General features: G+C 43.7%; 24 protein-coding genes. 18 read left to right on the forward strand and 6 right to left on the reverse strand.

Annotated elements, in window-relative coordinates:
* Position 1: 1 nt before the first annotated feature.
* The 11 genes from MKY77_RS04595 to MKY77_RS04645 all read left to right on the forward strand — a co-directional run bounded on the left by MKY77_RS04595 (position 2) and on the right by MKY77_RS04645 (position 13,853).
* Positions 2-439 (forward strand): PTS sugar transporter subunit IIA, encoded by a 438-nt coding sequence (locus MKY77_RS04595; protein ID WP_339149112.1) that lies wholly within the window; start codon positions 2-4, stop codon positions 437-439.
* A gap of 1 nt (position 440) precedes the next feature.
* Complete coding sequence (locus tag MKY77_RS04600) at positions 441-1,583, forward strand: mannitol-1-phosphate 5-dehydrogenase (RefSeq protein ID WP_339149113.1); 1,143 nt, start codon at positions 441-443, stop codon at positions 1,581-1,583.
* Positions 1,584-1,969: 386 nt separating this feature from the next.
* Complete coding sequence (locus MKY77_RS04605; protein ID WP_339149114.1) at positions 1,970-3,049, forward strand: carbohydrate-binding protein; 1,080 nt, start codon at positions 1,970-1,972, stop codon at positions 3,047-3,049.
* Between the two features lie 285 nt (positions 3,050-3,334).
* On the forward strand, positions 3,335-4,012 hold the full coding sequence (locus tag MKY77_RS04610) for a GntR family transcriptional regulator (RefSeq protein ID WP_339149115.1): 678 nt from the start codon (positions 3,335-3,337) through the stop codon (positions 4,010-4,012).
* Between the two features lie 22 nt (positions 4,013-4,034).
* Positions 4,035-4,646, forward strand: a complete 612-nt coding sequence (locus MKY77_RS04615) for a sterol desaturase family protein (protein WP_339149116.1) — start codon at positions 4,035-4,037, stop codon at positions 4,644-4,646.
* Between the two features lie 480 nt (positions 4,647-5,126).
* The gene (locus MKY77_RS04620) at positions 5,127-6,638 is read left to right on the forward strand and encodes a BCCT family transporter (protein ID WP_339149117.1); all 1,512 of its coding nucleotides are present in this window, start codon (positions 5,127-5,129) and stop codon (positions 6,636-6,638) included.
* Between the two features lie 628 nt (positions 6,639-7,266).
* Entirely contained in the window at positions 7,267-10,143 is a 2,877-nt protein-coding gene (locus tag MKY77_RS04625) for a 2-oxoglutarate dehydrogenase E1 component (RefSeq protein ID WP_339149118.1), read from the forward strand.
* Complete coding sequence (gene odhB, locus MKY77_RS04630; RefSeq protein WP_339149119.1) at positions 10,140-11,408, forward strand: 2-oxoglutarate dehydrogenase complex dihydrolipoyllysine-residue succinyltransferase; 1,269 nt, start codon at positions 10,140-10,142, stop codon at positions 11,406-11,408. Before MKY77_RS04625 ends, odhB begins: the two co-directional genes overlap by 4 nt.
* Before the next feature lie 173 nt (positions 11,409-11,581).
* The gene (locus tag MKY77_RS04635; RefSeq protein WP_339149120.1) at positions 11,582-12,217 is read left to right on the forward strand and encodes a DUF4352 domain-containing protein; all 636 of its coding nucleotides are present in this window, start codon (positions 11,582-11,584) and stop codon (positions 12,215-12,217) included.
* A gap of 159 nt (positions 12,218-12,376) precedes the next feature.
* Positions 12,377-13,372, forward strand: a complete 996-nt coding sequence (locus MKY77_RS04640; protein WP_339149121.1) for a Gfo/Idh/MocA family oxidoreductase — start codon at positions 12,377-12,379, stop codon at positions 13,370-13,372.
* Between the two features lie 31 nt (positions 13,373-13,403).
* Positions 13,404-13,853, forward strand: a complete 450-nt coding sequence (locus MKY77_RS04645; RefSeq protein ID WP_339149122.1) for a GNAT family N-acetyltransferase — start codon at positions 13,404-13,406, stop codon at positions 13,851-13,853.
* 54 nt (positions 13,854-13,907) lie between these two features.
* On the opposite strand, the gene MKY77_RS04650 is transcribed toward MKY77_RS04645, so the two are convergent.
* From MKY77_RS04650 to rpsN, 3 genes are all read right to left on the reverse strand, one after another.
* Positions 13,908-14,303, reverse strand: coding sequence for an SET domain-containing protein (locus tag MKY77_RS04650; RefSeq protein ID WP_223492268.1), 396 nt, complete (start codon positions 14,301-14,303; stop codon positions 13,908-13,910).
* A gap of 391 nt (positions 14,304-14,694) precedes the next feature.
* Positions 14,695-15,042, reverse strand: coding sequence for a hypothetical protein (locus MKY77_RS04655; RefSeq protein ID WP_339149123.1), 348 nt, complete (start codon positions 15,040-15,042; stop codon positions 14,695-14,697).
* Between the two features lie 69 nt (positions 15,043-15,111).
* A complete protein-coding gene (rpsN, locus tag MKY77_RS04660; protein WP_010199153.1) occupies positions 15,112-15,381 on the reverse strand; it encodes a 30S ribosomal protein S14 in 270 nt (89 codons plus the stop codon).
* 382 nt (positions 15,382-15,763) lie between these two features.
* Between rpsN and pssA the strand changes: the two genes are divergently transcribed.
* From pssA to MKY77_RS04680, 4 genes are all read left to right on the forward strand, one after another.
* Complete coding sequence (gene pssA / locus MKY77_RS04665; RefSeq protein WP_339149124.1) at positions 15,764-16,477, forward strand: CDP-diacylglycerol--serine O-phosphatidyltransferase; 714 nt, start codon at positions 15,764-15,766, stop codon at positions 16,475-16,477.
* 168 nt (positions 16,478-16,645) lie between these two features.
* Positions 16,646-17,158 carry a GNAT family N-acetyltransferase gene (locus tag MKY77_RS04670; RefSeq protein ID WP_339149125.1) on the forward strand — a complete coding sequence of 171 codons (513 nt, stop codon included), beginning with the start codon at positions 16,646-16,648 and terminating at the stop codon, positions 17,156-17,158.
* Positions 17,159-17,247: 89 nt separating this feature from the next.
* Positions 17,248-17,628 (forward strand): MerR family DNA-binding transcriptional regulator, encoded by a 381-nt coding sequence (locus tag MKY77_RS04675; protein ID WP_339149126.1) that lies wholly within the window; start codon positions 17,248-17,250, stop codon positions 17,626-17,628.
* Positions 17,618-19,321 (forward strand): acyl-CoA dehydrogenase family protein, encoded by a 1,704-nt coding sequence (locus tag MKY77_RS04680; RefSeq protein ID WP_339149127.1) that lies wholly within the window; start codon positions 17,618-17,620, stop codon positions 19,319-19,321. The genes MKY77_RS04675 and MKY77_RS04680 overlap by 11 nt, the downstream gene beginning before the upstream one ends.
* 184 nt (positions 19,322-19,505) lie before the next feature.
* On the opposite strand, the gene MKY77_RS04685 is transcribed toward MKY77_RS04680, so the two are convergent.
* Complete coding sequence (locus tag MKY77_RS04685; protein ID WP_339149128.1) at positions 19,506-20,942, reverse strand: carbon starvation CstA family protein; 1,437 nt, start codon at positions 20,940-20,942, stop codon at positions 19,506-19,508.
* Positions 20,943-21,141: 199 nt separating this feature from the next.
* Between MKY77_RS04685 and MKY77_RS04690 the strand changes: the two genes are divergently transcribed.
* The 3 genes from MKY77_RS04690 (at position 21,142) to MKY77_RS04700 (ending at position 24,367) form a co-directional block, all read left to right on the forward strand.
* Positions 21,142-21,372 carry an excisionase family DNA-binding protein gene (locus MKY77_RS04690; RefSeq protein ID WP_237665244.1) on the forward strand — a complete coding sequence of 77 codons (231 nt, stop codon included), beginning with the start codon at positions 21,142-21,144 and terminating at the stop codon, positions 21,370-21,372.
* Positions 21,373-21,580: 208 nt separating this feature from the next.
* The gene (locus MKY77_RS04695; protein WP_339149955.1) at positions 21,581-22,957 is read left to right on the forward strand and encodes an aldehyde dehydrogenase; all 1,377 of its coding nucleotides are present in this window, start codon (positions 21,581-21,583) and stop codon (positions 22,955-22,957) included.
* Positions 22,958-23,158: 201 nt separating this feature from the next.
* The gene (locus tag MKY77_RS04700; RefSeq protein ID WP_339149129.1) at positions 23,159-24,367 is read left to right on the forward strand and encodes an MFS transporter; all 1,209 of its coding nucleotides are present in this window, start codon (positions 23,159-23,161) and stop codon (positions 24,365-24,367) included.
* Between the two features lie 197 nt (positions 24,368-24,564).
* Here the strand turns inward: MKY77_RS04700 and MKY77_RS04705 are convergent, their stop codons facing one another.
* Positions 24,565-24,759: a YwbE family protein gene (locus MKY77_RS04705; protein ID WP_339149130.1), complete on the reverse strand. Its 195-nt coding sequence runs from the start codon at positions 24,757-24,759 to the stop codon at positions 24,565-24,567.
* 49 nt (positions 24,760-24,808) lie between these two features.
* The gene (locus MKY77_RS04710) at positions 24,809-25,774 is read right to left on the reverse strand and encodes a glycerophosphodiester phosphodiesterase (protein WP_339149131.1); all 966 of its coding nucleotides are present in this window, start codon (positions 25,772-25,774) and stop codon (positions 24,809-24,811) included.
* Positions 25,775-25,862 lie beyond the last annotated feature (88 nt).

Below are 25,862 nucleotides of genomic sequence, written 5' to 3' on the forward strand. Positions count from 1 at the left end.
CATGACTTTACCAATCTTAGCAAAAGAAAACATCCTATTAAACGAATCTGCAGGCACAAAAGAGGAAGCAATTAAAAAAACAGGGCAACTATTAGTAGACCGCGGGTATGTAGAAGCAGCATATATTGAAAAGATGTTGGAACGTGAAGAATTAACTTCTACTTACATGGGTAACTTTGTTGCGATCCCACATGGTACAGAGGATGCAAAAAAAGCAGTGAAAGAATCCGGGATCGCTATTTTACAAGTTCCGGCTGGTGTGGAATTTGGTGCAGGTAATGAAGTGAAATTATTGATCGGTATTGCAGGAAAAGGCGATGAGCACCTGGAGATTCTTTCGCAAATTGCGATTGTCTGCTCCGAAGAAGAAAATGTTCAACAGATTGTGAAGGCAACATCTGCTGAAGAGATCCTTGAATTATTTGAAGGGGTTCAATAACATGAAGGCACTTCATTATGGTGCAGGCAATATCGGCAGAGGCTTTATTGGAGCTTTGCTTTATCAGGCAGGCTATAAGACCACTTTTGTGGATGTAAACAGTGAAATAGTGGATTTGATTAATGAAAAAAAAGAGTATCGAGTGGTACTGGCGGATAAAACGCAGCAGGAGTTGGTTGTACGTAATGTGTCGGCCATCAATAGTATGAAAGATAGTGGCGGGTTGGAAAAGGCGATTGTGGATGCGGATATCATTACTACTGCAGTCGGCCCCTCCATCCTCCCGATCATCGCGAAATCGCTTGTAAGTGGTTTGCGTAACCGTCTGGAAACCAACAAGGCCCCATTAAACATCATAGCCTGTGAAAACCTTATCGGTGGAAGTTCCTTGTTGAAACAGCATGTATATGAAGGGCTGGCACCAGATGAAATCGTGTTATTCGATGAGCTGTTCGCGTTTCCGGATGCTGCTGTCGACAGGATCGTGCCAAATCAGACGAATGCTGATAAGTTGATGGTCACTGTGGAACCGTATTATGAGTGGGTGGTGGATGAGTCTGCACTTGTTGGGGAAACACCAGCCATTGGAGGGATCACGTTTGTCCATGATTTGACCCCGTATATTGAACGTAAGTTGTTCACGGTGAATACAGGCCATGCCACAGTTGCCTATTTAGGTTATCAAAAAGGCTGCAAAACAATAGACGAAGCACTGACAAATGAGGGGGTTCGTAAGGTAGCGGAGTCCGCTTTAAAGGAAACAGGAATGGTCCTTGTCGGGAAATATGGATTCGATAAGAAGGAGCATGAGGCATACATCGGCAAGATCCTTTCCCGATTTGAAAACTCCTATATCACGGATGATGTCACAAGGGTAGGACGTGCTCCGCTCAGAAAGCTCGGTGGGAACGACCGCCTAGTTGGACCGGCAAAACAATACCTCGAGCTATTCGGTCATCCTCCAGCTAACCTGATAAAGGCGATCGCAGCCGCCATCACTTACGATATGCCAACTGATGACGAAGCCCAGAAGATTCAACAACTAATCCACGAAAAAGGATTGCAGGAGGCCATCACGGAAATAACCGGACTTGAAGCTGACAATCCTATTACCGAGCAAATCGTGAAGGAAGTAGGGGTCTGACCCGCTGTGCGTTAATGCGTTAAAGAGAGCTCTCTTTTTTGAAGAGGGCTCTTTGTTTTGGGGGCTGGGCTGGTCGTTCTTTGCTTGCTTTACGGTCTGAGGGGTGTGTCGATGAGGGGTGCTTTTTGTCGAATGGAAAGTATTTTGCTCTTAATGGATCGTAAATTTAGTTAACGGAAAGTATTTTGCTCTTAATGGATCGTAAATTTAATTAACGGAAAATAAATGCTAGAGTTTGAATAGTAAACCTAGATTGTACTCCTACCGGTATGGGTATCCACCAATCTCTCCATGTTTCGCCCTGAATAATCTCTTGGAACATGCACCTCCCCGCCCGTCTTCTGCATAGGCTATTAGGCAGAAGTCTAGTTAGAGGAGGTTTTTTTATGTATTCAAACCAGAACTTTGGGCAGTATCCATATGCATATCGGCATACACCAACAGATGAGCGGCTGGTTTTTTTCTATCCAAGACCGAGACCACGGCCATATTATCCTTATTATTATCCATACTACCCAGCTCCCGCGCCATATTTCTATCCATACTATTATCCTCGACCACGTCCATACCCGTATTATCGCACTGATGAAACTGAGATGAGGGCAAGTTGGCGGGAGTGGGAGGATCTTGGGTCGCCTTTACTTGGGATGAAAGGTGCACCGGCAGTTGCATCCTGGTCTACGAACCGCCTCGATACCTTCGTGCGCGGGGAAGACAACCGGATGTGGCAGAAGTTTTGGAATGGCAGAAGGTGGAGTCGTTGGAATGATCTTGGTGCGCCGCGGGGCGGTTTGAGAAGTTCACCGGCGGCAGTATCATGGGGACCGAACCGGATCGATACATTTGCCCGGGGCGCCAATGATGGCATGTGGCATAAGTGGTGGGATGGACAGCGCTGGAGTCAGTGGGAAGATCTTGGTTCCCCGCGCGGCGGTTTCAAAGGTACACCATCCGTCTCTTCCTGGTCTGCCAATCGTTTAGACTGCTTTGTACAAGGCATGGACAATAATATGTGGCATAAGTGGTGGGACGGTGCACGTTGGAGTCAATGGGAGAATCTTGGATCCCCACGGGGAGGACTTACTGGATCACCTGGTGCGGTATCATGGGGACCAAATAGAATTGACTGCTTTGTGCGCGGCATGAACGAGCGCATGTGGCATAAATGGTGGGACGGAAGAAGCTGGAGTCGCTGGGAGGACCTTGGCACACCAAGAGGCGGATTTGAAGGAGCGCCAGCTGCAGCCTCGTGGGCACCAAACCGGATTGATGTCTTTGTAAAAGGGGACGACAACCGCTTGTGGCAAAAATATTGGAATGGTCAACGCTGGAGCCAATGGGGCAACCTTGGTGCACCGAGAGGCGGCGTGCAATCCCATCCAGCTGCCGTTTCATGGGGACCAAACCGCTTGGATACGTTTGTAAGAGGAAACAATAAGAAAATGTGGCATAAGTGGTACGAATAAGTCAGAATATTATTGAAATTACTAAATACTAAGTATAAACTGGTAATACCAAACATAAATCTGGTATTACCAGTTTTGTTTTTTGAAGGCTCTTTTCTCAAAAATCGTTGCTATTCAAATCAGCAACTGTACTTTTCACTGCTTACCTAAAATAGGCATGTAGTTTACGCTGTATAACCGGGAAAAGAGTACGACAGTAAGGGATATAACGATTGTTTAAACAATACGGAAAAGCAACAAAGTTTATGAAATAGCTTTTATGAAGAAAAGGAGGCCGCCATACCTATGCGGGCAACAGATAAAGTCGAAAAACAATTTATTCGAAAAGTCCTTCAAGGTTATTATTCACCAGGATCCCAAATTCCGTCAGAACGCGAATTGGCCGCAGAGTTTGAAGTGGGGCGCCCTGTAATCCGCGAAGTCCTGCAACGGCTGGAGCGGGATGGGTGGCTGACTATCCGTCACAACCAGCGCGCCACGGTGAATGACTATTGGAAGGAAGGAAACCTCATGACGATCGTCCATATTCTGAACGAAGAAGACGCAATCCCAAATGCCTTTATCAACCACCTTCTGGAGCTTCGCAAGGACCTTTCACCATCATATGTAAAAGGGGCTGTTTCACATAAACCGTTAGAAGTTATCTCTCTTATAAAAGAAAGCGAGATTGTACCAGATGACCCGCAAGCCTTTGCGGAATATGATTGGTACCTCCAAAGAGGTTTGGCTGCAGCTGCACCGAACCCAATCTATCTATTGATTTTAAACAGTTTCCAGCACCTTTATATTAAAATGGCAGCCTATTACTTTGCAGAATCTGTTTATCGGGATGCCTCGAGAACCTATTATGAGAAACTCATGGAAGCGGCTCTGGAAAAAGACGGTGAAAAAGCCAAACAGGTTGTACAAGAGATGATGGAGCAAAGCATACAGATGTGGAAGGAACAAACAGCTATAAAATAAGCTGGATAAGGGGAGAAGGTAGATGAAGGGATATTACAGGGAATTCTTTTTATTTCCAGATATCAGTGTGTTGGTAGTGCTGATTTTGGGGAGTATTGGTGCGCTGTTGTGGAATGGGATTACGTGGGGGGGACTTGGGATATTCGCTTTGGGTATGTTGGTTTTCATGTTTAGTGAATACCTGACCCACCGCTTTGTCTTTCATCTGAAGCCGCCGAAAAGTCCTTTTCTATTAAAAATGCTAAAACGATTGCATTATGATCATCATACCCATCCTAATGATCTGCATTTATTATTTTTACCATTGTGGTACAGTCTCCCCAATTTATCTGTGTTGGCCATTATCTTCTATATGATTGCGGGTAGTTGGTGGCACACGCTAGCTTTTGCGAGTGGATTGATGGCGATGCTTTTCCTCTACGAGTGGAAGCATTACATTGCGCATCGTCCAATCAAGCCCCGAACGAAATTTGGTAAATGGGTTAAGAAAACACATATCCTCCATCATTTTAAGAATGAAAACTTCTGGTATGGAGTGTCCACGCCTTTTGTCGATGTGCTGTTTGGGACATTGAAAAATGAGAAGGAAGTGGAAACGAGCAAGACAGCGAAGGATTTGGAGAATAGAGTGTGATTGGGAAACCGGGAGGCAAGCATGGCTTTTCGGTTTTTTTCTATAAATCAGTGGAAGCCAATTAGTGAATCATAGGCGTGGTGCGATGGTGGTGATTTTATTTGAACAACGGCATTATCATAGCTAAGAAAATGGGTATGGCAGGAACTAGGGTTTGTTTGGCACGAACTTACTTCATTTTGGCACGAACTCGGTGCATTTTGGCATCAACTTCCCCCCGTTTGGCACGAACTTTCAAAAAACCAGTCTTGCAATCTCGCAAAGATAGACTCCTTCAAACAAGTAAAGCGAGGAAACCGGAGCATCTTTAACCTTTCAAAAGGAATCCTCCTCCTGCTTAAGATGGATGCGTCATAAAGCACTATATCACCCAATACTCTTAATTATCATCCCTCCGCGCTTTTTCTAATTTACATGTATTGTGGTTTAATTAATAGGCATTGTAGGGAATAAATCAAAAAATTAAGAAGAGGGATGTTGATGCTTATGGATAGGTCGGTTTTTAAGATTTCAGTGGGGATTGCCGCAATTTTTGTATTGATTGGTGTATGGATACCAGATCAATTGGGAAGTGCAATGGGAGTTGCCCAGAGTTTTGTTCTAGAAACGTTTGGTTGGTTTTATCAGCTTGTAGCTACGTTTTTCCTCTTATTTGCCACTTTTATGATCTTCAGTAAATATGGAAAAATCAAACTTGGGAAAAAAGATGATAAGCCGGAGTATAGTCGCCCGACTTGGTTTGCGATGCTGTTTTCTGCCGGTATGGGTATCGGGTTGCTTTTTTATGGAGTGTCAGAACCGATTTCTCATTTTTCCACACCGCCACTTGGTGAGGGGAGCACGGAACAGTCCGCCATTTTGGGGTTAAGATATACCTGGTTGCATTGGGGGCTTCATGCTTGGGCCATTTATGCAATCGTCGCGATGGCACTTGCTTATCAAAAGTTTAAGCATAATGCACCAGGACTGATGAGTGCTACACTGCGTCCTGTACTTGGTGAAAAGGTGAAAGGCCCTATCGGGAAAACGATAGATGTCGTTGCTGTGTTTGCGACGCTATTTGGGGTTGCTGCATCCCTTGGATTGGGTGCACAGCAGATTAATGCCGGATTGGAATACTTGATCGGTATCCCCAATAACTTCACGATACAGTTCATCATCATGGCTGTCATCACTGTACTTTTCATCATTTCAGCAACTACAGGAATATCAAAAGGAATTAAGTATTTAAGTAATATCAATATGTCTATTGCGGTGGTCCTATTTTTTGCGATGCTGATTTTAGGACCAACTCTTTTCCTATTAAATATGTTTACTACAACATTAGGAAGCTATGTGCAAAATGTGGCGTTGATGGGATTGCGATTATCACCGTTTGATGAGACAGAGGCTGCGTGGACACAAGGATGGACGGTCTTCTATTGGGCATGGTGGATTTCGTGGACGCCATTTGTCGGAATGTTCATTGCCCGTGTTTCTAAAGGTCGTACAATCAGGGAATTCACGATTGCTGTCTTACTTGTGCCAAGCCTTGTTTGTGCACTTTGGTTTACCGTGTTTGGCGGTACAGGCATTTACCTTGAGTATGTGCAAGGGTTGAATGTATCGGGCCAAAGCCTTGAGACGGCATTATTCTATGTGTACCAGCAGTTGCCGTTCGGTGCTTTGTTATCCGTCTTGACGGTCGGACTCATCACAACATTCTTCGTCACTTCTGCCGATTCTGCAACATTTGTGCTAGGCATGCAGACAACAGGTGGCAAATTGAATCCTCCGAATAAGATCAAAGTTGTGTGGGGAATCATTTTGGTGGCGGCTACATTGGTGCTGATGGTGTCAGGTGGTCTGGCTGGACTGCAGACGGCTATCATTGTCAGTGCCCTGCCTCTGACCTTTATTGTCTTGGTCATGTGTTATGGACTAATGAAAGACTTAGACAAAGAGTGGAAAGTAGAGAAAAATAAAGATAAATCAATAAAAAAAGCAAGTTGATGAATGGGTCTGCCTGAGAAATTCGGGCAGGCCTTTTGTGTTGAATTGGCAGAATGCGTAAGTGTTTTTACTTTAAAAAAAGCTGATTTCGTAAACTTTGTTTTTTTTGAATCAACCGTTATCTTCCTTACTGACATGCTCTTTTCCTTGTTGTACTAAAAATACTACTTGCAAGTTTTAGAATATGTAAGCAGTGAGAAAAGTCCAATTGCCGACTTTTCACTATTAATAGCAACAATCTTTGAGAAAAGAGCCTTATAAAAAATGGCACCAACACCCACACCCCCTAACGCACTAAAGGAATCTGCGTCACCTACAATAACATTTTCAATCTCACCTGAACCTCAAACATTACACCTATCTTTTTATAATATTCTGAAAACGCTAGTGTTTTCGTACACTATTGAAAATTTGTCCAAAATATGAAAACGTTTTTATGGTAAATAGAAAGTTTTTTCTGTATAATTTAGGTGTGAAAGTAATTGGTAAGGGTATAGGAATTGTAAATGTTACTGCAACGGTAATTTACAGCGAGTAGACAATACGATCATTTTACCTGAACCTTTATATATTAACGAATCTAGAGGCATTTTTAAAACGTCACAGCCTAAGATGGGGGCATGTAGGAATGAGTAAGGTCGAAGTAGAACAAATTTGGGAGCGCTTTTATGGCCCGAATATGGGTTATGTGTATGACATGTATGAAAAGTATCAACATGATCCGGAATCAGTAGACGGATCTATTCGTGCGCTATTTGAGGAGTTGGGTCCACCGCCTGGAATGGATTCCATTTCCATTTCTGCTGAAGGATCAAAAAGTGATGCCAGCATTCAACAAGCAGTGCCACAGACGGCGATTAAAAAGGTTATTTCCGCAAACAAGCTTTTGCGCAATATCCGTGAACTTGGACACCTTGCAGCGAACATCAATCCACTTCACCAAGAACCTCAGGATGATGTTGGGTTTTTGGATGTGGAAACGTATGGGTTAAGCAAGCAGGACCTGGTTCAGATTCCCGTCGACCTTGTGTGGGAAGCTGCACCTGAGGCGATTTCCAACGCGTGGGAGGCATATGAGCATCTTAAACGCATCTATACTGGCACGATCGCGTATGAGTTCGGTCATATCCATGACGAAGAAGAGCAAACATGGCTGAACTCATATATTGAAAATACAAGAATTGAGCGTCCGTTCAGTAAAGAACAACGAGTGGAACTACTCGAAAGATTGATTTCTGTTGATGGCTTTGAGAAGTTTTTACATAAAACATTCGTGGGCCAGAAACGATTTTCCATTGAAGGATTGGACATGCTTGTACCGATGTTCGACAAGCTTATTCAGTCCGGCTGTGAAGATGGAACGAAGAATATCAGCATCGGGATGGCGCACCGTGGCCGTCTGAACGTACTTGCGCATGTGCTTGGCAAGCCGTACGAGCTTATTTTCTCTGAATTCCACCACTCTCCAAACAAGGAGCTTGTACCTTCTGAAGGTTCCCGCGGCATCAATTTTGGTTGGTCCGGGGATGTGAAATACCACATGGGTGCAGACCGTAAAGTTACGGGTGAGAAGGAACAGGTGGTACGCATCAACCTTGCACACAACCCGAGTCACTTGGAGTTCGTGAATCCGGTGGTTCAAGGGGTGGCACGAGCTTCCCAGGAAGACCGTTCGGAAAAAGGGTATCCAAAACAAAATAAACAGTCATCCTTCAGCGTACTTGTACACGGGGATGCAGCGTTCCCTGGTGAAGGTGTCGTAGCAGAAACGTTAAACCTGACGAAGCTGAAAGGCTATGCAACAGGTGGTACGATTCATATCATTGCGAATAACTTGCTTGGATTCACCACAAACTTCGGTGATTCCCGTTCCACGAAATATGCAAGTGACCTTGCAAAAGGATATGAGATTCCGGTTATCCATGTGAATGCCGACGATCCGGAAAGCTGTTTGGCTGTCATGGTGTTTGCTTATGAATACCGCAAGAAATTCAAGAAGGATATCGTGATTGATCTTATTGGTTACCGTCGTTTCGGTCACAACGAAATGGACGATGCCAATGTGACACAACCACTTTTATATGAAAAAATCAACAATCATCCGGTAATTGCAGAAAAGTACGGAAAAGAGCTTGTGAACAGAGGCATCCTTTCGGAAGAGGATGTTACTGGCAAGAAAACGGAATTCATGCAGAAGTTGCAGGGGATTTTCGATGAGCTGCGTAAAGAGGACGAAGGCAATGTGAAAATTAAGCAGGTGCCAAAGCCGATCAGTGATCAGGTACCTGAGCTTGAAACGGCAGTGCCGGAAAATGTGTTGAAGTCCATCAACAGCAACCTTGTGAAGTTCCCGGAAACATTCACCGTTTATCCGAAGCTTGGACGTATTTTGAAAAAGCGTGAAAGCCTGCTTGCAAATGCCAACAAAGTGGATTGGTCTCTTGGGGAAACACTTGCCTTTGCATCCATTCTGGCTGATGGCACGCCGATCCGTCTGACAGGTCAGGATAGTGAGCGCGGAACGTTCTCACATCGTCACCTTGTATTGCATGATAACAAAACGGGAGAGCGCTTCATTCCGTTGCACGAGCTACCGGAAGCAAAAGCTTCCCTATCCCTTTACAACAGTCCGCTATCTGAGACGGCAGTTCTAGGTTTTGATTACGGATATAGTGTCCAGTCACCTGAATCCCTTGTGATTTGGGAAGCACAGTTTGGGGATTTCGTAAACGTGGCGCAAGTAATCATTGACCAGTTCATCGCATCCGGAAGAGCGAAATGGGGCCAAAAATCAAGTCTGGTAATGCTTCTGCCACATGGTTATGAAGGACAAGGACCTGAGCACTCCAGTGGTCGCGTGGAGCGTTTCCTGAACTCTGCTGCAGAAAACAACTGGATTGTTGCGAACGTGACAAGTGCGGCGCAATACTTCCACCTTTTAAGAAGACAGGCAAAGCTGACGACAAAAGAGGATGCAAGACCGCTTATCGTCATGACACCCAAGAGCTTATTGCGTAACTCGATGACTGTTTCAGAGGTATCTGAGTTGACGGAAGGCAAGTTCAAGCTATTAGTGGAAGAAAAGCGTACAGGGCAAAATAAAGACCAAGTGAAACGCCTTGCTTTATGCACAGGTAAAGTGGCGATTGATCTTGCAGCTAAAATTGATGAAAAGGGCAGTGACGAAGTGGAGTCCCTTCACATCGCACGTGTCGAGCAACTATACCCATTCCCTCAAAAGGAAGTGGAAGAGCTTGCTGCGCAATTCCCTAACCTAGAAGAAATCGTATGGGTTCAAGAAGAGCCGAAGAACATGGGAGCTTGGCCGGTTGTCAAAGCGAACCTTCATGAAATTGCAACAGACGGCATCTCTGTGGACTATATCGGGCGTCCGAAACGCTCCAGTCCGGCAACAGGGGAGCCACATATTCATAAACAAGAACAAGCTTGGATCGTCGAAGATACAGTGAACGTAGACAAAGGGCATGGAGGGGAAAACAAATGATCGAAATTAAAGTGCCAGAACTAGCAGAATCTATCACAGAAGGTACGATAGCAGAATGGACAGTAAAAACAGGTGATGCCATTGAAAAGGGAGAAACAATCGCAGAACTTGAAACAGATAAAGTGAACGTTGAAATTAAAAGTGACTTCAGTGGGGTAATCCAAGAGCTTTTGGCTGAGCCGGGCGACAATGTTGTCGTTGGCCAGGTTATTGCAAAGCTAGGGGAAGAAGGCGCAAGCGCTGCTTCTGAAGCGGCACCAAAAGAAGCACCTAAAGCGGAAGAGGCTCCTAAAGCTGAACCAGCTAAAGAAACAGCACCAGCTGTAGAGGATAAGCGAACCGGCAAGTCCAGAACAGTAGCTTCTCCGGCAGCGCGCAAAAAAGCAAGAGAGCTTGGCATTGATCTTGATGAAGTTTCCTACCGTGACCCAATGGGCCGCGTTCGTGTAGAAGATGTGGAAGCACACAACCAAGCTAAGAATGCACCAAATGTTGAAGCTCCATCCAAACCGGCAGCTGCACCATCTAAACCAGCTGCAGCAGCATCGGCTCAAGATGACGCACGCGTAGAACGCATCAAAATGAGCAGAAGACGCCAAACAATCGCAAAGCGCCTAGTGGAAGCACAGCACACAGCAGCAATGCTAACTACTTTCAACGAGGTTGATATGACGGCAGTGATGGACGTGCGTAACCGTCGCAAAGATGCTTTCTTCAAAAAGAATGGCGTTAAACTAGGTTTCATGTCCTTCTTCACAAAAGCCGTTATCGGCGCGCTTAAATCTTTCCCATTATTAAATGCGGAGATTCAAGGCGACGAAATCCTGTTGAAGAAGTTCTATGATATCGGAGTTGCGGTTTCAACAGAAGAAGGCCTAGTCGTACCAGTTGTACGTGACGCTGACAAACTAAGCTTTGCAGGTATCGAAAAAGAAATCGGTGACCTTGGTAAAAAGGCCCGTGACAACGCATTGGGACTAAAAGATCTTCAAGGTGGAACGTTCACGATAACAAACGGTGGAATCTTCGGTTCCCTTTATTCCACTCCAATCCTGAACACTCCACAGGTTGGTATCCTTGGAATGCACACGATCCAACGCCGTCCAGTCGTGGTGGATGATAACGATACAGTTGAAGTTAGACCGATGATGTACATCGCACTTTCTTACGACCACCGTATCGTCGATGGAAAAGATGCTGTACAGTTCTTAGTGAGAGTGAAGCAATTGTTAGAAGATCCGGAAGACTTGTTGTTGGAAGGTTGATTGACTTGGGAGGGCTTATCATGATGATAGGTCCTCTTTTTAGGTATACCTTAAAATGGAAGGGCATTTTAGGGTGGATATTGTCGGAATACTAGCAATTCTGTGAAAATATGCAGTATAATCATTTTTATACAGAAAAAAGAGAATTTCAGTCACACAAGGGGGAACGCCAAATGAAGAAATACCTATCACTTCTTTTTATAGGATTATTGGTAGTGGTAATGGCAGCTTGTTCAGCAGATGACAAGGAAACTACGGAAGTGAATGAAGAAGGTTTTGCAGAAGAAAGGGAAGCGAGTGAAGATGAGGAAAGCTTGATTCCGATTGGTGAAACTGCAGAAACGGAAGGCGGCAGTTTTACGTACCATGCAAGAAATAATCGCTTAAAGCCAATTGAAACGGATTCCTTTTCCATCAATGTGGACAAAGTATCTGTGATGAGTGGGAAGCTTTCTGGTGGATTTAAGGAATATTTAGGTCAGGATGAAATCCAATATATCCAATTTGATTTAGAAGTGGAAAATACAAGTTCTAATTCCTTGAATTTTGAAGCGTACCAAGCAAGCATTGTAACTAGTTCAGGTGAAGAGATTGAAGCACCAGATTCCCGTTTAACCACCAAGAGTGAAGATACCGGTGAATTGAATGAGAGATTCACTGGCGGCGAAAAGAAACAGGGAGCTATCTTTTTCTTGCTAGAAGAGACGAAAGCAGAAGATGTGGAGTGGGTCCAGATCAAAATGAAAGCGCCTGTGGATGAGAACAATGAGAAGGTTGGGGAAGATATCAAAATTAAGGTGAAGCTATAATTTTATATGGCTTGCAAAGGACAGGGGGCACTCTGTCCTTTTTTGACGAGAGGCAGTATGATAGTTGGCTACCATTCGGATTAATTAGCCTCTTTCTCTCCAATCAACTAAATTTACATTCAGAAGAAGATACGTATTAAATAGAAGGAGGCACCATATATGATTAAAACGGCACTACTTAGCAAATGGCATGTTCATGCACAAGAGTATGCAGAAGAAGCGATTCAGAACGAGCACATTACCCTCACACACGTTTGGGATGAGCAAAAAGAAAGAGGCCAAGCTTGGGCAGATGAGCTCGGTCTCACCTTTGAAGAAGAGATCGATAACATTTTTAGGAATCAGGAAATTGATGCGGTCATTGTCGCTTCTCCAACAAGCATGCATACAGAAATCATCACCAAAGCAGCGGAGCACGGCAAGCATGTTTTCACGGAAAAGGTGCTTGCCGAAACGGAAGCAGATGCAAGGGCCATTCTCCAAGAGGTAGAGAAACACGGGGTCAAACTGATGGTTTCCCTGCCTCGTTTAACAGCTGCCTATTATCTATACACGCAACAAGTGGCTGATCAAGGGTTATTGGGGAGGATTACCACCATCCGTTGCCGTGTTGCACACAATGGGTCCGTTCCGACAGAGCAGCACCCCGAAGGTTGGCTGCCACAACACTTTTACGATAAGGAACTATGCGGAGGCGGTGCATTCATCGATCTTGGCGCCCATCCCATCTACCTGACAAACCGTCTTGGCGGAAAAGTGAAAGCGGTAACCGCCCGCTTCAAACAGACCTTTGATCATGAGGTGGATGATAACGCGGTTGCGATTGTTGAGTACCAATCAGGTGCGCTTGGTATCTTAGAAACAGGGTTTGTTTCTTCCGGTAGCCCCTTTCAATTGGAGGTTTATGGAACAGAAGGAACTTTAATGATCGAAGATGATACCATTCGGATTAGAAGTATAAATCTTGAAGAAGGCTGGCATTCACCAACTCAAGAAGAACTCCCTAAGGACGCACCATCTGCAATGCCTCAATGGGTATCACATATCAGGTCAGGGACAAAGCCGGATATCAGCTATCAAGACGCCTATCTGCTCACCTTGATTAACGATGCTGCCCGTCGTTCCAATGAGGAGGGACGGAGAATCGAGATATAAACAAACACAAAATCGAAAGGTTGGATACCGTTTGAGTCATTTTGAAATTACTGTTATTCCCTACGAACCTAAGTATGCCGAAGAAACAATCATCATGTGGCGGGATAGTAAATTTGGGGCTATTGGTAAAAATGAAATGCATAGCTTTGAAAGTCATGTTAACTTTCTGAATCAGATCCTACCCATGGAATTTACCGTTGAACTGGCGATTGTTGATGAAAAAGTGGTTGGGATGATTGCCTATAATAGATTGCAAGTAAGCCAACTATATATTCATAGCGGATTTCAAAATGTTGGGATAGGGAAAAAGTTACTTGATAGAGCAAAAGAACAATCCAATGGAACTTTGACTTTATACACATTTGAGGTAAATAAAATAGCCCAACGATTTTATGAAAAGAATGGGTTTGTCATTATTGGGGGAGGGAGTGATAATGAAGAGAACCTGCCTGATATTAAGTATGAATGGAAAGCTAAATAAATACTTTTCAAAACGAAAACGACCAGACATATTCTGGCCGTTTTTGTTTCTAGATCATTTACTTTTCTCTTCTTCTTCCATATTAAACCAAAGAGGGTCCATCTCATCGACATCGCCGTTATAGTTGATGAGAATCTCCTCACCAGCTTTGATATCCTTATAAGCAAAAAAGTCAAAGACATGTTCATCAAAATTGATTTCATATCTTGCATTTGGTTCATATGAATGATTGAAAAGCATGCCATAGCCGAGCAAAATGGCAGAATGGTTAATGCCATATTCAAACGCATAGTCTGCTAATAAAGTCTTTTCGATATGTTCGTGCTGTTCGTTTGGATAGGATATAACCGGCGCGGAATGAAACAGAGTCCCCGCTTTGATATCCTCTGTTGCAAATACGCCTCTATTGAATTCTCCATCACTGACTGGAGAGCTTTTTACTTCGATCATGGTCATCACCTTCACGTTTCCGAAAAATTTCCTGACCTATTAAGGGTGCCACTTTCTGTAACGGAATGCAACTGGTTAGTTTAAACAATTGAAAAAAGCTCTCTCACATAATTTCTAGTGAGAGAGCTTCAGACTGTTGACAAACCCAATTTATTTTTAAAATTGCGTATAATTGTTGATCTACGTTTCAGACGCTTCGCTTATCCAGAGGGCGGTCCGGGAGCCTCCTCGGGCTACGCCCTGCTGGGTCTCCCATGTCCCTTCCTCCCGCAGGAGTCTACGCGTCTTCCACTACGATCAACATAGTTATTTATTGCATACCTTGAAGATTAAAATAACTTTGTCTACACACTGAAGCCCTCTCACATAACCTCTTGTGAGAGAGCGTTTGTTATATCCCGATAAAGAAATACTGCTTATCGGAGCGTTCTATTGTTGAGACCTGATTAGTATAATCAACCCAGAATACTTGTTGCATCCTGTCGAGAGTGTCTTTTTTTATCTCCTGCTCAATCTCGACCATCAGTTCACGTGCTGTTTCCACAGGTATTTGGAAATGCTCTGCTGCCTGCACGTATGGATGATGTTTCACCAGTAGATCAAAATATTGATCAGGGGTTTCCGCTTGTTCTTCATAAGCATATTCCACATCCTGAACAAAGTGATAGAAAAGTTGCTTTTCAGGGGGAAGCCCCGCCACACTGCATTTTATAAGGTATCTATATAAGCTTTCCTTCATCTGTAACACCTCATCATCTGTTCCGGGTTTTTACCATCATATGCAAAGTTCGTGTTAAAAGACGTTTTATTACCAACTTGCCTTCTTCACACCAGGAACCTGACCCTTATGAGCAAACTCACGGAATGCAATACGTGACATTTTGAATTTACGGATATAACCCCGCGGTCTGCCAGTTACCTCACAACGATTTTTCAGGCGGGTAGGGGAAGAGTCGCGTGGCAACTTGCGAAGGCCTTCGATATCACCTTTTGCTTTTAATTCTCTGCGAATTTCTGCATATTGCTCAACCAGTTGCTGACGTTTTCTTTCTTTTGCTACTTTTGATTTTTTTGCCATGAATGATACCTCTCCTTTTATGATAATAGTAATCGTTACGATTTATTAAATCATATATTACTTACGAATTCAAATAAAAAGTGTGGGCAATAAATTCTTTATACTGGTTTATCTGGATGCTAAGTGCACATTCACCAACAGCAAAAGCCCCAATCCCTACAAAATAATTTTTACTCGTTCTATGTCAGAATGGTATAATTAAATAAAGGTCAGCCTAAGCAGTGTTCCTTTGTTTAGGTTTATAACTAAAAAAGTCCAGATACCGAATTTTTACTCGCTAATAACAATAATTTTTTAAGAAAAGAACTTAGGTTTTTTTATTTTTCTATAGGGGTACACCCCTTTACATATGACTTATCTACTGACGGAGTGATGATTATTTATGCAAATGCGGACGCGTCTTATTAAAAGTATCCCCAACATGTTCACACTGGGGAATTTATTTTGCGGTTTCTTATCGATCGGCTTTGCCGCAAAAGGAGAATACAGTAATGCAGCTATTTTAATCCTTATCGGGATGATGTTAGATAGTATGGACGGACGTCTGGCTAGAATGTTGAATGCAGACGGGGAATTAGGTAAAGAACTCGATTCCTTGGCTGACGTTGTTACATTTGGTGTGGCACCTTCCTTTTTAGTTTATTATACTTATTTTTATCAGTTCGGCTTACTAGGTATGGCCATTGCAGGCTTGTTTCCGCTATTCGGTGCCTACAGATTGGCGCGTTTTAACATTAGTACAACCAAATCTTCCGGAAAATACTTCACAGGGGTTCCGATCACCGCAGCTGGTGGTATCCTTGCACTGTTGACTCTCTTCGGAAACTTTATCCCACAGATTGTAACAACGGTCATTTTCACTGCGTTTTGTTTCCTGATGGTCAGCAAAATAAAGATCCCAAGCTTCAAAGATGTTCCACTTCCAAAGTATGGAACAATTGTCACGTTATTTTTGGGAGCGTCTTTATTTATTGTTTATAAAGGGACTTATGCACAATATCCTTATTTGATTTATATCGCCATTCCATTATACATTGCTTATCTTGCATACAGATTTGTTAAAGTGCGAGGGAAAAATAGGCGGGAGACGGACTGATAACGTTCGAATCGTAAACCGAGTAGTAAATCGACAAGATTTTGCTGCTCGGTTTTTTATATGCTTTTTTTCCTAAAGGAAAGGGAAATTTTACTTAATGTTGAAATTTACTAAATGGGTAGCATGTATCCTGGGAGTATACCAAATGATTTATTAAGGAGAATGACAATGAATTTAAGAACCAATAGGTTATTGATAAGGGAATTTAACGAGAAGGATTGGGAAGCAGTCTATGAATACACATCCAAGGAAGAGGTTATGAATTATATACCTGGAGGGATTCATTCAAAAGAAAAAGCAAAAAAATTTGTAATTGAAAACGAAGGTGCTGAGGCCGAAAATTATGCTGTTGTGGAAACAGAGAGTAATGGGGTCATAGGTCATATAGTTTTTCATAAATATTTTGGAGGTCACACATATGAGATTGGGTGGGTGTTTAATCCATCCTACCAAGGCAGTGGGTATGCTACCGAAGCAGCCAAGGAAGTGCTGGCTTATGGATTTAATCAACTAGGTTTACATAGGATCATCGCAACATGTCAGCCTGAGAACATTCCTTCCTATCGTGTGATGGAGAAGATTGGTATGAGAAGAGAAGGATTTTTCAAGAAATGTATCCCAAATGGTGAGGATTGGTGGGACGAGTATTATTACGCTATATTGCAAGAAGAATGGAAATAAAACGTTAAATAATCTTTCCCTTGAACTTTACGTTAACGTCAATGCTAAACTGTTACTATCTATATTTTCTGAAAAAAGGAAGGTTCTTCATGTACACGATCTCACAGCTAGCGAAGGAATTCGATATATCCACCAGAACCGTCCGCTATTATGAGGAGCTGGGCCTCCTTGAACCGGCTCGATCGGAAGGCAATCAGCGGCTATTCTCCAAAAAGGAGTATGCCCGCTTGAAGCTGATAATCAGGGGCAAGCGGTACGGCTTTCAACTCGATGAAATCAAAGAGATGGTCACCTTGTTTGATAAAGACCGCACCGGCACGAAGCAACTTGAAAAGACGATTGAATATGGCACACAGAAAATAGCGGAAGTGGAAGAGCGGATTCGAGAGCTAACCGAACTGAAAGAGGAAATGAAGGAGCTTCTCACAGATTTTCAAAATAGATTGGGAGGGGAACCGCATGACACGTAATTTTTTCACAGAGGATAAGCATCTGCAACATGTTCTGAAACAGCACTTAAAACCGGAGTTCTACGAGTGGGCGGAGAAAGAGCTCACAGAATTTGGGGAGAGTTGTGCAAATGAAATTGATGAGCGTGCGATACACACCGATCGGGAAGGTCAGCCCAAGCTCATTAAATACAATAAATTGGGGGAGGACATTTCCGAAGTTTGGGTGAACGAAGGGTACAAGAAGACCGTCGAGGAAACTTATAATAGAGGGATTGTCGGGTATGTGCACAAGGAAATCCCTGAGCTCGGCCAACAAGGAAACTATCTTTATTCCTACGCACAAGGTTACCTCCTTTCCCAAACCGAACCAGGATTCTACTGTCCAGTCACGCTAACCATGGCTACTGCATATCTTTTAGACCATTATGCTGATCAGCACATTAAGGATAAATTCCTGCCTCATGTCATTTCAACTGGAGAAGTGGAGCTCTTTGAGGGAGCAACCTTTCTAACTGAACGACAGGGTGGGTCCGATGTAGGGGCCAACGAGACGAAGGCGGTACGCAATTCGGACGGAAGCACCTATCTTTTGACCGGTGAAAAGTATTTTGCCTCCAATGCTGGGCAGTGTGGTGTAGCTATGGTGTTGGCGAGAATGGAAGGAGCGCCAAAAGGGACGAAGGGGCTCAGCCTGTTTGCTGTGCCTTGGCGGAAGGAAGATGGAAGCGGCAAGTTGAATGGCATTGAAATTAGGCGCCTGAAGGATAAGCTCGGCGTCCGTGCAGTGCCTTCAGCGGAAGTTCTTTTCCATGATGCTGAGGGATACCTTGTTGGGGAACCGTCCAAAGGTATCTATTATATGATGGAAGCTTTGAACCTGTCGCGTGTTTGCAATGCAATTGCGTCGATCGGGATCATGCAAAGAGCATACACGGAAGCACGCAACTATGCGACGAGCCGTGTGACGTTTGGCGATCAATTAATCAATTTTCCGATGATCCGTGAATCATTGGTGGATATGGCTGTAAAGCAAGAGGTGGAAACGAGTGCGATGTTTGAGCTAGTTGCACTTTTTGACCGGGTCATGCGAAAAGAAAGCAAACAAGTGTCAGAAGAAGAGGTCATCCTGAACCGATTGCTGATCGCCCTTTTGAAAAAAGAAACCGCAGAGCAGGCAGTACACTTTTCCCATGAAGCAATTGAAATGCACGGAGGAAATGGATTTATTGAGGATTTCGTGACGCCAAGGCTGCTGCGAGATGCCCAAGTGTTGACGGTATGGGAGGGAACAGCGAATATTCTCGGTATGGAAGTGCTGAGGTTGATGGGTAGATTCAAGGTGGACCGCATTTTCATAGATGCTATGAGAAAAAGGCTTTCTGCTATTGATACCTTGGAAACCCCCATGAAGGAACCGGTCGAACAGGCTTTGATAAGACTGCAGGAGCTTTGTGATTTTACAGGCAGTTGTGCTCCTGAGATTCAGACCGTCTACTCCAAAAAGATTGCCAGTTTGATGGTGAAGATTTTTGAGAGCTTGGTGGCATTAGAGGGTGCAAATACTGGTGATGTCCGTGAAAAGGCGAAGGCGAAATTGTTCCTGCAGGTGAGCTGGAAGGATTCCGACTTGTGGTTTGACAGGGATAATAAGAAGCTGGAATACTTCGACTTGATCGTGAACTGGGAAGAGAGCATGGTTGGTGCGGAGTAATATAAAGGCTAATATCGTAAACTTTGTTGCTCTTACGTATTTAAAAACCAACCGTTATATACAGCGATGTAAGCACTAAAAAGTCCAATTTTCGACTTTTTACTAGTGAAGAGCAACAATCTTTGAGAAAAGAACCTATATAAAACAGGCAGCCTACCAAAGGCTGCCTGTTATCATTCTCAAGCTATGCAACACGCTTTTCCACACCGTCAGACTTTTCTTTATGATGCTTCACAACTTGGCTAACAAACCAACCCAATACAACCAAGGTTAATACGGATCCTAGAATCAGGGAAATATTATAATTCATCCCCAAACCTTCTGGCGCGTAGAAGATATACGTACAGACTACGCCTGTCATGAACAGTGCTGGCACACTCGCGATCCAGTGGAATTTGTGCTCTTTTAGTAGATATATGGCTGCGGTCCAGAGCATTACGGTTGCTACAAGCTGGTTCGTCCATCCTACATATCTCCAAAGGAACGTATAGTCGATAGTAGCAAGGAAAAGTGCTGGTGCTGCCAATAATAACGTTACCAAAAGGACTTTTACTTTCCCTTCCATGTTAAAGAACTTGGAGAACACTTCTGTCAAAATCATACGAGAGGAGCGAAGTGCTGTATCTCCCGTTGTGATCGGCAGGATGATGACTCCTAGTATTGCAAGGATCCCACCAAGTGTCCCTAGTAGGGAAATGGAAATTTCGTTGACTACATAGGACGGTCCGCCAATCGCAAGTGCATCTTGCAGCCCGCCTGTACCGTTGAAAAATGTCATGCCTGCTGCTGCCCAGACAAGGGCGATTACGCCTTCTGTAATCATTGCTCCGTAGAAGATTTTACGTCCATGGGATTCTTTCTTCATCGTGCAGGCGACAATAGGACTTTGTGTACAATGAAAGCCGGAAATTGCCCCACAAGAGATGGTGACCATCAAGAGCGGCCAGATTGGAAGTTCCTGTGGATGTAAGTTTGCAAATGTTAGGTTCGGAATCTGCTTATCTGTGAATAAAAGTGCAACAGCAATGGCAACAGCCATGAACAGCAGGATCGCACCAAGTAAGGGATATATTTTACCGATTACTCGATTGACAGGTAATAGAGTAGCCAATAAAAAATACCCGAAAATCAATAGTAGGGCCATCATGAAGCTAAGCGGAGTCAATTGGGCAATCAATTGGGCGGGTCCAGCTGTGAAGGCCGCCGCCACAAGTACCATCAACACAAGCGAAACGACATAGATACAAGACTTCACAACATTCCCTAAGTATTTTCCAACGATGGTTGGATATTGGGCCCCATTGTGTCGTAAGGATAACATTCCCGAAAAATAATCATGTACTGCGCCAGCAAAGATACAGCCGACAACAATCCAGATGAACGCGACCGGCCCATATAATGCACCAAGCACAGCCCCGTAAATGGGTCCCAACCCGGCGATATTCAATAGCTGGATCAGGTTCCCCTTCCACCATGGCATGGGAACGAAATCAAAGTTGTCCCTTTTTGTATAGGCCGGAGTAGGATTCTGATCATCAATCACAAAAACTCGTTCTACGAATTTAGAATAAAAGATATAACCTAGAACTAGAAAAATAAGTGCGCCAAAAAATGTGATCATGATGTTCTCCCCCTGTTGTTTAAAAATTATAATTTCAAATATTCTATCATGTTTACAGGGGAAAACAACAGATTAATCAGAAAAATTAAAACTTTTTGTTAAATAAACCGTTTTCATGTCGGATTATTGGATTTTTAGGGGATGTAAGTCTATTTTGTGGTAAGCTAGTAAGTATATTGAAATAAAGAGAAGTGATCTTATGTATTTATCAATAAAAGAGACAGCGGAATACCTTTCCTGTTCAGAAGCATATGTCAAAACACTGATACAGGAGAAGAAAATACGTGCATTATTCGATGGCGAGGACTACTTAATCAACAAAGAACAATTCACAACACATATGAAACAAATGGAGAAGTACAAGGAACTTGTTGAAGAGGTCAGAAACGAACCAATTCCAGAAGATATTGATATAAAGGATGAAGATTGAAAGAAAAGAGCACCTGTTAGCGGGTGCTCTTTTTATTGGGGTGATCCAGCCAAATCTCTTGACTACTTATTATTAAATGTTTAAACTCTTAAACATAATAACAAGGAAAAACTTGTCTAATTCATTCTAATTGTAAGAGAATAGAAATAACATAATCTGAATACATGAGAAACTGGAGGAACCTTGTATGTCGATATCAACAACCAACATAAATGAGACGGTAGAAAGACTTCTGACCAACCATAAAAACTATTTTGCTAAAGATAAAACAAAAGATATTGATTTTCGTCTGCAACAGCTGGCCACTTTAAAAAAGGCTGTTCAGAAATATGAACAAGAATTGATGGATGCTTTAAAAAAGGATATGGGCAAATCCATTTTTGAAGCGTATGGATCCGAAGTTGGATATATTTACGATAGCATCGGTTTTTTCATGAAAAATCTAAAGAGTTGGGCAAAAGTTAAAAAGGTGAAAACCCCGTTAGTTCATGCGGGGTCGAAAAGTCTGGTTTACTCTGAACCATATGGTACGGTGCTGATTATCGGTCCATTTAACTATCCTGCCCAGTTGGTGCTCGAGCCGCTCATTGGTGCAATCTCTGCTGGAAATTGCGCTGTCATTAAACCGTCAGAGTTTACGCCGACTGTTTCAGGGGTGCTCGTGAAATTGATTCGAGAATTTTTCGATGAGGAGTACGTCAGTATCGTCGAAGGAGCGAAGGAAGAGACGTCCGCTCTGATCCACGCACCGTTCGATTATATCTTTTTTACGGGAAGTGTGGAGGTAGGAAAGATTGTCATGCAGGCAGCAGCCAAACGTCTTGTCCCAGTGACACTGGAGCTCGGAGGGAAGAGTCCTTGTATCGTTCATAAGGATGCCAACATAGACGTGGCTGCACAGCGAATTGCATGGGGGAAATTCATGAATGCAGGACAGACGTGCGTGGCACCGGATTATATACTAGTGCATGAAGATGTTCGGGAGAAACTGGTGAAAGCCTTTAGAAAAACGATCCATGACTTTTATGGGGATGATCCAAAGCGAAGCAAGGACTATGGCCGAGTGGTCAATGAACGCCAGTTTGATCGTCTCGTTTCTTTGGTGGACCCTGAGAAAGTGGTTTCAGGTGGAAGCTGGAACCGCGAGGAGTTATATATGGAGCCGACAGTACTGGATGGTGTTACATGGGCGGATACGGTCATGCAGGAGGAAATTTTCGGCCCTATTCTTCCCATCCTGACGTACAGGGATTTGAAGGAAGCGATGAGTCAGATCAATGACCAGCCGAAACCGTTAGCGTTATATGTTTTCACTGAAGACAAAGAGGTGGAAGAGCAAGTTATTGCTGGAACCTCCTTTGGCGGAGGGTGCGTAAACGATACCGTCACCCATCTGACGAATCCGTATTTGCCATTTGGTGGAGTTGGGACGTCCGGGATTGGATCCTACCATGGAAAAGACAGCTTTGACACCTTTTCCCATAAAAAAAGTGTGATGAAGAAAAGCACGAAATTCAATTTAAGTTTTCTGTACCCGCCATATTCGGATAAAAGTATCAAGATGTTGAAAAGGTTTATGAAATAATAAATCTTGGTCCATGCGGGAAAATAGTTGTAGGAAGTTCTTAACATTTCTTTTCATCGTCTTCTGTGTTAATATTTAGACAGACGAAATATATAGTGGGACGCAGCTTTTCATGCATGTAGGGAAATGGGATCTTCGTTTGTGGAGATTCTTTTTCTTTTTTACAGAAGGCTGGTCCAGTTATATTAGGAGAGTGTAAGAATGGTACCGATTCAGAAAAAAGAAGTGTTATGGACAAAATCGTTCATCATGTTGATGGTTGGCAATCTGTTTGTATTCATGTCATTTCAGATGTTGATTCCTACCCTTCCGCCATATATTAAATCACTCGGGGCCTCAGGTCTTGAAATCGGATTGGTTACCGCTTTGTTTTCGATCGGTGCAGTACTGAGCAGGCCGTTTATCGGATACATGCTCGAGTACCGGGCGCGTAAGCCACTTGTGTTGATCGGTGCGGTCGCTTTGCTTGCGGTGACGGTGATTTATCCATTGTCCCAGATTGTGGTTATCTTCCTTTTGTTCCGTTTTATCCATGGTTTGGCCTGGGGATGGTCAACAACCGTCAATGGTACGGCAGCCGTGGATGTTATTCCCCGTTCCCGCTTAGGAGAAGGAATGGGTTACTATGGGTTGTCGATTACAATCGGGATGATTATCGCCCCGAGTTTAGGAATCTACCTCTATCAGGTGACCGAGTTTTCTAACCTGATCATTGTATCAGCCGTTCTCGGTTTGATTGCACTTGGATTACTCGCGATTGTCCACTATCAGACGCCTGCTTCTGTGGAAAAAACAAAAAGGGAAGACCTGAAGTTTTCCTACTTCGGCTCCTTAGTGGAAAAAAGCAGCTGGTATCCGGCGTTTATCACGTTGATTGCAACGTTCGGATACGGTTCGATTGTCACGTTTATTGTTATTTTCGGAGAAGAGCGGGGAATTGACCAGATTTTCCTTTTCTATCTTGTAAATGCCATTATGGCGTCCTTGTCACGCCCGGTAGCTGGGAAATGGTTTGATAATCATGGACCGCGTGGATTGGTGCTTATGTGCATGTTCCTATCATTTGTAGGAATGTGGGTGTTATCCTTTGCGCATTCCAATCTGTTCATTATTGTGGCAGGTGCCTTGTTTGGGGTAGGGTTTGGTTCCTTGATTCCAACCTTGCAGTCATGGACGTTATCCATGACACCGGAAAACAGACGTGGCGTGGCGAACGGCATGTTCTTCTCCTCCATTGACCTTGGAATCGGACTGAGCGGCATCATCTTCGGCATCCTGGCCCAATTTGTCCAAACCGCCGTCCTCTTCCAAATCTCCAGCACCTTCATGCTGATCGCCATGATCTTCGCCTGGATCGAAGGAAGACGAAGAAAACGAGAAGTCCTCGAGGAGATGAGGGAAGGCGCTTAAGGGGTCTGACCCTCACAACGTTAAAGTGGTAGAGAAGTAAAAGGGGTCTGACCCTCACAACGTTAAAGTGGTAGAGAAGTAAAAGGGGTCTGACCCTCACAACGTTAAAGCGGTAGAGAGATAAAAGGGGTCTGACCCCTTATTATATTGAAAAAGCGTAACCGCCTGCTTCTGCAGGGGTTACGCTTTTTTGTTTTTTATTTGTCTATTTCTTTGACCCTTCCGACTTGGCCGTCTTGTAGGCGGACTTTGATGCCGTGTGGGTGGTTTGGGGATTTGGTAAGGATGTCTTTGACGATGCCGCTTGTCAGTTTTCCTGTACGCTGATCCTGTTTGAGTACAATTTTCACTGGTAGGCCAATAGATATATCTGCCCGTTTTTGTCCATTCATTTTAGGAGCCTCACGTTTCTGTATTTACTATATCCTAATTATATCATAGTCAAGCGCCACCGTTTTTAAAACCCATCTCCTCCATCACTTCAAGAAGTAAGTCGGGCCGGTTGGTCAAGATTCCGTCTGCACCCCTTTCAAGGAGATAACGCATCGTCTCCTTGTCATCGATGGTCCAGTAGTGCATCTGAACGCCACTGCGCTGTGCATCGCGAATCAGCCGCTGATTGGTCAGGTCAAAGATGCTTTCTTGAAGGGGTACCTGAAAGGCATCCACTTCTGGTTTATAGAGGTTACGGACGAACAACTTGTGGAAGAGGACGAACCTGGTAATTTCCTGCCTGCCTCCTACAAGTGCCACTCGCCCTTCTGTGAAACTATCGAAGGTATTTAAAATCTCCTGATCGAAGGAGGCAACCAATAAGGTATCCTCCCTTTTATATTGAACAGCAAGCTCCCATAGCTTTCTTGCAATCTCTTCGTATTTTTCGGGTGGATTGGTGTCTTTGATCTCTATTTCGATGCGTGTATCTGGAAAAGCCTTAAACAATTCCTCTACTGTCGGAATGGTCACGCCTTTGCCACGAAAGCTATTGTTGCCTTCCAAATCCACAAAACGATAGCCTGCATCAAGCTTTTGGATCTCCTCTAAGGTCATGTCTGCTACATGACCTGTTCCGTCGGTGGTACGGTCGACTGTTGGATCATGGATGGCAACAAGATGACCGTCATTTGTAATATGTATATCTGTCTCCAACACATCGACACCCATATTCACAGCTTGTTCAAAAGCAATCATGGTGTTCGAAGGAGCGAGATGTTCACCGCCTTGATGTGCAATGACAAGAGGCAGTCCTCCATTTTCAAAAAAAGGCTTGGTAGTATGTTTGTGTACTGGGAAAAAAGTGAATATAAGTCCAAGTGTGCCGATGGTACCGGCAATAGTACCAAGTACTAACCACCCTTTTCTTTTCTTACGGGGTTTCTTTTGGGAAGGAATATTAATTTCGGCCATATGTGATCTATACCTCGCTCTCACGTAAACTCCTATCTCTTAAATTATAGAATAATTGGAAAATAAAAAAAGAGGGTAGCCATAAATT

The sequence above is a fragment of the Sutcliffiella sp. FSL R7-0096 genome (assembly GCF_038595065.1).
Taxonomy (GTDB): domain Bacteria; phylum Bacillota; class Bacilli; order Bacillales; family Bacillaceae_I; genus Sutcliffiella_A.